An 8,257-nucleotide genomic window follows, 5' to 3' on the forward strand; every position below is an offset into this window, starting at 1 on the left:
TTTCACCGCATCAAACGCCTTCCTCCTTATGTCTTTTCCATAGTTGACGACCTAAAGATGAAAGCCAGAAGACGAGGGGATGATATCATCGATTTGGGAATGGGGAACCCGGATTTGCCGACTCCTCCCCACATTGTAGAAAAACTCATCGAAGCGGTGAAGAATCCCCGCAACCATCGGTACTCGGCCTCCCGGGGAATTTACAAACTTCGTTGCGCCATTGCCAACCTATACCAAAGGAATTTTGGCGTGGAGATCGATCCTGAAAGCGAAGCCATTGTGACCATCGGGGCCAAAGAAGGACTCTCCCACTTAGCCTTGGCCACGATCGGCCCTGGGGATGTTGTTTTTGTGCCTACCCCGGCTTACCCCATCCATCCGTATTGCGTAATCATTGCCGGCGGAGACCTGCGCACGATCCCGCTGGTAAAAGGCCGGGACTTTTTTGAAGATCTGCAGACGGCCACCCGCCAGACCTGGCCCCCACCCAAGATGTTGATCATTTCTTTTCCCCATAACCCGACCACTCAGGTTGTGGATCTTAATTTTTTCGAGAAGATCGTGGAATTCGCCCGGGCTCATGATCTCATGGTCGTCCATGATCTGGCTTATGCCGATCTGGTTTTCGACGGATACAAAGCCCCGAGCTTTCTTCAAGCCCCAGGGGCGAAAGAAGTTGGCGTCGAATTTTTCACCCTTTCCAAAAGTTACAGCATGCCTGGATGGCGGGTGGGTTTTGCCTTAGGCAACCGCAAGATGATTTCCGCCTTGGGACGGATTAAAAGTTACCTGGACTATGGGATATTCCAACCGATTCAGATCGCGGCCATCATCGCCCTTAACGAAGATCAGAGCTGCGTGGAAGAGATTCGAGCGATATACCAAGAACGGCGCGATGCGCTAATAGATGGCCTCAAGCGGGTGGGCTGGAAAATCGAGAAACCCAAGGGGACGATGTTCGTGTGGGGAAAGATTCCCGATAAGTTCCAAGAGATGGGTTCCCTGGAATTCTCTAAATTGGTCCTGCAAGTGGCCAAAGTGGCGGTTTCTCCGGGGATTGGTTTTGGTGAGTATGGAGATGATCACGTGCGATTTGCCCTGGTGGAAAATACCCACCGGATCAAACAAGCGGCAAAAGGTATCAAACAACTTTTTTAAATATTTTCACCACAGAGCACACAGCGCGGCAAAGCCGCAACTAAAAAAACTTTAGCCACAGAGGGCACAGAGATCACAGAGATATAAAGAAAGACCTTAAAAAAGACAATTTAGGACACAGATAATCACAGATAAACATAGATAAACATAGATAAACATAATAAATTCTTAATAAAATTTTCAGAAATTGAACGTTAGTAGTACAGAGTTCACCGAGAAAAAATTAAAATACAGCACCATAAGGGCAATTGCATTTTTCATCGATTTCCGCGCCCATTTTCGGTTTTTTTAACCTAAATTTCTCTGTGTTCTCTGTGACCTCTGTGGCTAAAATTAGGAGATGAAATGGATCGGATTTATATCGGACTCATCGGGTTTGGGACTGTCGGCACAGGGTTGGTGAAAATTCTGCAAGAGAAAGCCAAACTCCTGGAAGAACGACTGGGTCTCTCCATTGTTCTTAAACGCATTGCTGACCTGGATGTGACTACGGATCGCGGCATCAAGGTCAACCCGGCCATTCTTACGACCAAAATTGCGGATGTGATGGAAGATCCGGAAATCGCCATCGTGGTCGAACTCATCGGCGGTTTGGAGCCGGCTCGGACTTTCATCCTCCAGGCCTTAGAGAAAGGCAAGCACATTGTTACGGCCAATAAAGCTTTGCTGGCTGTGCATGGCGCGGAGATATTCAAAGCTGCCGATGAAAGAGGTGTGGACATCGGTTTTGAGGGCAGCGTGGGAGGAGGAATTCCCATCATTCGTGCCCTGAAAGAAGGGCTGGTGGCCAATAAAATCCGGGTTATTTTCGGCATCCTCAACGGAACGTCCAATTACATCCTAAGCGAAATGACCTACCGGGGCCTGCAATTTCAGGAAGTTCTGAAGAAGGCTCAGGAACTCGGCTACGCGGAAGCGGATCCCACGCTGGACATTGAGGGCATCGATACCGCTCACAAGCTTTCCATTCTTCTTTCCCTGGCTTACGGAATCCAGGTCAAGATGGAAGATATTTATACCGAGGGGATCTCGGCCATCTCCCCCATGGATATAGAACATGCTAAGGAGTTAGGGTACCACATCAAGCTCCTGGCCATTGCCAAATCAGACGGCGGACCCGTTGAGGCCCGCGTCCACCCGACCCTTTTGCCGGCCGACCACCTCCTTTCTACTGTGCGTGGGCCTTTCAACGCTATTTTTATCAACGGGGATGCCGTAGGGTCAACCCTTTTTTACGGTGCAGGAGCGGGGATGATGCCCACGGCAAGTGCTGTGGTCAGCGACCTGGTGGACCTTTGCCGCAACATCCGTCTGGGGGTCAGCCGCAGGGTTCCTCTCCTTTCCTACCAGCCGGCCCATTTGCGCGAAGGAGAAATTAAAAACATCCACGACATCACCTCCACCTACTACCTGCGTTTTACGGTGGTGGACCGACCGGGTGTACTCTCCCGCATCTCTGGCATCCTGGGAGACCTGGATATCAGCATAGCGTCGGTCATTCAGAAAGGTCGGAGGGTTGAAAAGGCCGTTCCCATCTACGTAGTAACTCATGAAGCACGCGAGAAAAACATGCAAAAAGCTTTACAAGTAATCGACCGTTTGCCAGTCATTGTAGATAAGACCGTCCTCCTGCGCATGGAAGATCCTTCTGATTTTGGGGGATGAAAATAATTGCAGATTGCAGATTGCGGATTGCAGATTGCGGAATGCGGAATGCGGAATGCGGAATAATTAATGTGGGATAACGAACAAGGGCCCCCACGCAACAAAAGCATAGTTGTTCCGGGAAAGTGGAGGATGTAAAGATTTGGGAAGAAAATATCTGGTCCTTTTAGGGGACGGAATGGCGGATTACCCCCTAACAGACCTTGACGGGAAAACTCCTCTACAGGCTGCGAAGACTCCGCATTTGGACCGGCTGGCGCAGAAAGGAATTTTGGGACTTGTGCGCACCGTGCCCCCCGGTTTTCCTCCAGGGAGCGATGTGGCCAATTTGTCCATCTTCGGCTATGACCCAGCCATCCATTTCACCGGCCGTGCTCCTCTGGAAGCCGCAGCGATGGGAGTGCAACTCACTCCAGGAGATGTGGCTTTCCGCTGCAATCTGATCACCCTTTCCTGGAAGGAAAAACGGGCTTTCATGGAGGACTTCAGCGCCGGTCATATTTCAACAGAAGAAGCCAGAGAAATTATAGCTGACGTTGGGAAACACCTGGGTAACCAGGTATTCAATTTCTATCCAGGAGTCGGTTATCGCCATCTTTTGGTCTGGAGAAATGGCGAGAAAAGCCTGGCACTCAATACCACCCCGCCGCACGACATCAGCGGGCAAGAAATTAACGGATACACCCCTGCTGGGGATGGGGAAGAAGAAATTCTGGGATTGATGAAGGCGGCTGGAGAAATTCTTCCAGATCATCCAGTCAACCAGGCTCGTCGCCAGGCCGGGAAGAAGCCAGCCAATGCCATCTGGCTCTGGGGCCAGGGAAAAGCTCCTGCCCTCCTTCCTTTGACCAAGCGCTTCGGACTTGTAGGTTCGATCATCTCGGCTGTGGACTTGATGAAAGGGATTGGGTTTTACGCCGGGCTGGAGATTATTAATGTTCCCGGAGCCACGGGTTACCTGGACACGAACTATACGGGCAAAGCAGAATATGCTCTTCGGGAAATCGCCAAGAAAGACTTTGTATACGTTCATGTAGAAGCACCGGATGAGGCTTCCCACAACGGGAATCTCAAGGAAAAGATTCAGGCCATCGAAGATTTTGATGGCAAGATTGTCGGCCCCATCCTACGCGGGCTGCAAAACTATGGCGACTTTCGGGTCCTGGTCCTCCCCGATCATCCGACGCCGATTGCCCTGAAAACCCACTCGTCCGAGCCGGTCCCCTTTGTTCTTCTGACTTCCGAAGATGCCCCCAAAATTCCCCAGGAGAACCGCTCTTTTGACGAAGTTGCCGCCCAGAAAACCGGCTTTTTCATAGAAAGAGGACATGAGCTTATGGAAAAATTTATCAAAGGATTTTAATTGCGTCCACGAACCTCAATTAACGGGATTCTCGTTTTTCCTCCAATTTTCCTATGACCATTTTCCCTCACAGAATAGAGATCCGGGTTACCTACGCCGAGACCGATGCCATGGGCATCGTCTATTACGCTAACTACTTACGTTGGTTTGAAATGGGGCGAACGGAATTTATTCGCGACCTGGGCATCCCTTACAAAAAATTGGAAGAAGAGGGAATTTACCTTCCTGTTTCCGAAGTCTTCTGCAAATATCTTGTTTCGGCGAAATATGATGATATTTTGATTATTGAAACCTCCGTGGATTTTATGAGGAGGGCCAGCATCCAGTTTACCTACCGGATTTTGCGGAAGGTAGATGGAACAGAACTGGTGACGGGAAAGACTCTTCATGCCTTCGTCGACAGGGAGGGAAAGATCGTCAGGATCCCGCCACTCTTGAAAGAAAGATTGAAATTCTGATCTTCCCCCAGGATGAAAAATAAATTCAAAAAAGGGTCTTGACACCTTTTTTCATTTTTAGTAGCTTGAGCTTGTACATAGAGGAGAAATTTAGAGGAGAAATTTCTCCCCTTTCATCTTACCCTAAGAGGAAAATCCAAGAGGTCTTCGTTCTCTAAGATTAAAGATCCGTGTTACAACCAGGGAGGGGGCAGCTTTTTTTATCCCCAGAAGAGGTAAAGAAAAATATGAGTGCCTCAGCTGAAAGAGAAGCGCAGGAAAAAGCAGTCTCCAGGTGGAAGACTTTATACGAGGTAGCCAAAGCCTTGAACTCCTCCGTGGATCTGAAGGAGGCTTATTCACGGCTTCTCGCTGTCCTTTCTCAACAAAGGGGAATGAAACGAGGAGGATTTCTGGTCTTGAATGCTGAATCCAACGAATGGGAGATGGGCGGAGCGCAAGGCTTTTCTGCTGAAGAAATGAAACGCAGGAAAGAATATTTTGGTTCCGGAGTCGTCCAGAGGATCTTAGAGAAAGGACAGATGGCCGCGGTGATCGAAGGAGGAGATAGCATTTGGCTTCATGATGAAAAAGCCAAAACAGGTCCCAAGCGGGTCAGTACCTCTTTCCTTTGCGGCCCAGTGAAAATACAAGGGGCTATCACGAGCATTTTAGGTGTGGATCATTTTTATGAGGATCCGGTGGCGGTTACCGAAGATCTGAATCTACTCGGGGAGGTTTGCGCTCTCATCGCTGAAGCCATGTCGATGCGCAAGGCGATGGCAGCTGAAAATCGGGCCCTACTGGAGGAGAACTGGAGTTTCCGGAAAGAATTAGAAACCCTGGGGCGGAACATTCCTAAAGCCCGGAGAAGAATTTCCTTGACCGAAATCCTGGAAGAACGCATCGCCCGCATGGTCGCGGAGATGAAGGTCGATCCGCGGTCGAATGGACGTCTTTATGAGGATGTGTTGAACGTAGTGGAAAGGACGTTGCTCACCTCGGCCCTGGAAAAAACAAAGCATGTCCAGTTAAAGACGGCTCGCTTCCTGGGGATCAATCGCAACACCCTGCGCAGAAAGATAAAAGAGCTGGGAATTACGGCCAAAGAAAAATAAAGGGTTCAAGGAATCAATAGAAATCCCTTCGGCTTTTTAGGCTGGGTTTTTTCAGCTGGAGGAAGATTTTCTTTTCCCTTTTGCTCACCCTCCACCTTAAAGCCAGAGTCTTCCAAAATAAATTTATCATCGCCAGGATCAGGTTTGAACTCCAATTGGAGCTTTTGGGCTTCTTTGATATAAGATCCTTCTTTCAGTCGAATCTCCCCGCTTGGCACCACGATAATCGCCGAATCTCCCTGGATAGGGCATTTCTGCTCGCAAAACCCGCAACCGTTGCAGCGCGAGGCAATGACAAAAGGACGCCGGTATCCTTCCACGGTTCGAAAAACGATAGCGTTATAAGGGCAAATCTCGTCACAGATCAAACAGAGCTTATCCTGAGCCCAAACCAAGCACATTTCTTTACGCAAAACAGCCGTACCCACTTTGGCGTTGGTTTTTTCTTCCAGGGAAAGGGAACGGAGGGCCTGGGTTGGACAGACCTTACCACAGACGTTGCAGTTCTGTTCGCAGGGAGCAAAGCGAAGGTCCATTTTTGGCGTCCAGAGGCCCGCTAAACCAGATTCCCAAAGGCAAGGCTGGAGGGTATTGGTGAGGCAAGACTTCATGCATTCCCCGCAGCGGATGCAAGTCTGCAAAAAATCAGTCTCGGGGAGTGCTCCTGGCGGGCGGATGAGCTGATACTTGCCCTTAAGGGGGGTAAAGGGCGTCCGGTCTGCCAAAAAAGCGAGAGTCAGCCCCCCGGCTGCGGAGTAAAGGAATCCCCTGCGGGAAAAATCCACGGTTGAATACTCTCCTCCTTTGGCGGAGGTTTGATGTTCCGATGCCTTGGCCAAAGAAAAAGAGGTTGGGAAAGTAATGGCCCCCTTTGGGCAAACCTCAGCGCAGGTTCGGCATTGAATGCATTCAGCAAGATGGATCCTCTTGGGATTCTCCTCCACAGCCCCCATCGGGCATGCCTTCTGGCATTTTAAACATTCATTGCATTCTTGGCTGACCCGGCGTTTCCAGAGCCCCAGGGGAGAGATAAAACTGAGCAGTGCTCCCAGGGGGCAGAGGTAGCGGCACCAAAAACGGAGGGTGAGTCGGCTAAGAGTTATGATCCCAGCAAAGATAAGGAAGGTGACGATGGCCATGTAATAAACTGGCTGGGAGTAATGCTGGTGAGATAAACTGATCCACCCCAGAGCGTGAAAAATAGGGCGCATAAAATCCAGGAAAAGATTGATCAGGGTGATTACCAAAGGGTAAAGGATGAAAGTGTAAAAACGGGTGAGGAGGGGGAGGGGATCCATAAGGTAGGATAAGGAAACCCCCGCCAATGCGGCTATGAGGAAGATAAAGAGCAAGAAAAATTTTATTTTTCGAAAATTGGCCTCGCTTTTTAAAGGCGAAATTTTTTTTCGACGCCAGAGAAGATAGTGGCTTAAATCAATGACCGCCCCCATCGGGCAGACGTAGCCGCAGAAGAATCGCCCGATGGCTAGCGTGGTTCCAACAATGATCAGGGACCATAGGGCTCGGCCGATGATTTCCTTCCCGGCCAGAATGGCACTCAATCCTAATAGCGGGTCCAAGCGCAGATATATATCTGCTGGAAGCCAATCTGGCAGCTTGTAGGTGGCAAGGGAAAAAAAAGTGGTGAAAAGGAGGAGGGAAAAAGTCTGGACGAAAGTCCTCATGCTTTCCCCTTGAAGATTCGGAGTTGATCGAGATCGATCTTCCCTAAGCCTCTTTGATGAGCAACCAGCAGGTGCTCGACCTGCCGGCCTTTAAAATTTTGACCGTACCACGGGGCTACGGTTACGCCGTAGGAATCCACGGCCACCGGGTCCACACCGGCTATGATCAGGTTGGGTTTTTGGACCTCTCCGGGACCACCCGGTCCTCCGCTGACCAGAGCGCGGGAAGCATCCAGGATGGTTAATTGGGGCTTGATAACCGTGGCCAGGTCAGCCAGTGCTTGGTTGATGTTATATTTATCGTGGAAGCTCGTGCGGTTCCAGATTAAGCCCATCAGTCCCTTGATGCCCATGCTCACTCCTGTAGCTGAGTGCGACTTGGTTACGGGGAGACTGATCAGCACCTGGCTGTCCAAAACTTCCTTCAAGACCTCCACGCGATCAAGGATTTTTCCCTGGGGCACTCTGATTTCCCGGAAAAATTTTTTCTCTTCGATACCTATGACATGGACGTTTTTAATGGATTTACAGGCCTGGCGAATTCCTGAACGTTCGAGGCAGAGCTCGGGGCGACCCAAGGTATAATCCATGACCATAATCTGTTGGGCCCCTGCTTCGAGGCAAGCTTGGGCTACGGTGGTCACCACCTGGGGGTGAGTGTTGCAACCGGATTCTGGGGGTCGGGCAAAAGACATGTTGGGCTTGAGGACAACCCGCTGGCCTTTTTTAACGAAGCGAGAGATACCGCCCATGACTTCTAAGGCTTTTCTTGTCGCGGCGGCCGGATCACCAGATATGACCACTAAGTCATATTCTTCTTTGGCATTTGAA

At 50.1% G+C, this 8,257-nt stretch carries 7 protein-coding genes; 5 read left to right on the forward strand and 2 right to left on the reverse strand.

The window, feature by feature from the left end; all coding sequences use genetic code 11:
* The first annotated feature begins 9 nt into the window (after positions 1-9).
* From Q7V48_01215 to Q7V48_01235, 5 genes are all read left to right on the forward strand, one after another.
* Positions 10-1,158: an aminotransferase class I/II-fold pyridoxal phosphate-dependent enzyme gene (locus Q7V48_01215; GenBank protein MDO9209361.1), complete on the forward strand. Its 1,149-nt coding sequence runs from the start codon at positions 10-12 to the stop codon at positions 1,156-1,158.
* A gap of 345 nt (positions 1,159-1,503) precedes the next feature.
* Positions 1,504-2,823, forward strand: a complete 1,320-nt coding sequence (locus Q7V48_01220) for a homoserine dehydrogenase (protein ID MDO9209362.1) — start codon at positions 1,504-1,506, stop codon at positions 2,821-2,823.
* Positions 2,824-2,965: 142 nt separating this feature from the next.
* Positions 2,966-4,186, forward strand: coding sequence for a cofactor-independent phosphoglycerate mutase (locus tag Q7V48_01225; protein MDO9209363.1), 1,221 nt, complete (start codon positions 2,966-2,968; stop codon positions 4,184-4,186).
* Between the two features lie 53 nt (positions 4,187-4,239).
* The gene (locus Q7V48_01230) at positions 4,240-4,644 is read left to right on the forward strand and encodes a thioesterase family protein (protein ID MDO9209364.1); all 405 of its coding nucleotides are present in this window, start codon (positions 4,240-4,242) and stop codon (positions 4,642-4,644) included.
* 227 nt (positions 4,645-4,871) lie between these two features.
* On the forward strand, positions 4,872-5,741 hold the full coding sequence (locus tag Q7V48_01235) for a helix-turn-helix domain-containing protein (GenBank protein MDO9209365.1): 870 nt from the start codon (positions 4,872-4,874) through the stop codon (positions 5,739-5,741).
* Positions 5,742-5,746: 5 nt separating this feature from the next.
* Here the strand turns inward: Q7V48_01235 and Q7V48_01240 are convergent, their stop codons facing one another.
* Positions 5,747-7,426: a 4Fe-4S binding protein gene (locus Q7V48_01240; GenBank protein ID MDO9209366.1), complete on the reverse strand. Its 1,680-nt coding sequence runs from the start codon at positions 7,424-7,426 to the stop codon at positions 5,747-5,749.
* On the reverse strand, positions 7,423-8,257 hold an 835-nt coding region (locus Q7V48_01245), incomplete at its 5' end, for a DUF362 domain-containing protein (protein MDO9209367.1). The genes Q7V48_01240 and Q7V48_01245, both read right to left, overlap by 4 nt.

The organism is Deltaproteobacteria bacterium, assembly GCA_030654105.1.
GTDB lineage: Bacteria > Desulfobacterota > SM23-61 > SM23-61 > SM23-61 > JAHJQK01.

What these genes read in the sequence shown, in the direction of transcription:
- Q7V48_01230 (MDO9209364.1), top strand. Translation starts at nt 4,240, where the DNA reads ATGACCATTTTCCCTCACAGAATAGAGATCCGGGTTACCTACGCCGAG.
- Q7V48_01220 (MDO9209362.1), top strand. Translation starts at nt 1,504, where the DNA reads ATGGATCGGATTTATATCGGACTCATCGGGTTTGGGACTGTCGGCACA.
- Q7V48_01240 (MDO9209366.1), bottom strand. Translation starts at nt 7,426, where the DNA reads ATGAGGACTTTCGTCCAGACTTTTTCCCTCCTCCTTTTCACCACTTTT.
- Q7V48_01235 (MDO9209365.1), top strand. Translation starts at nt 4,872, where the DNA reads ATGAGTGCCTCAGCTGAAAGAGAAGCGCAGGAAAAAGCAGTCTCCAGG.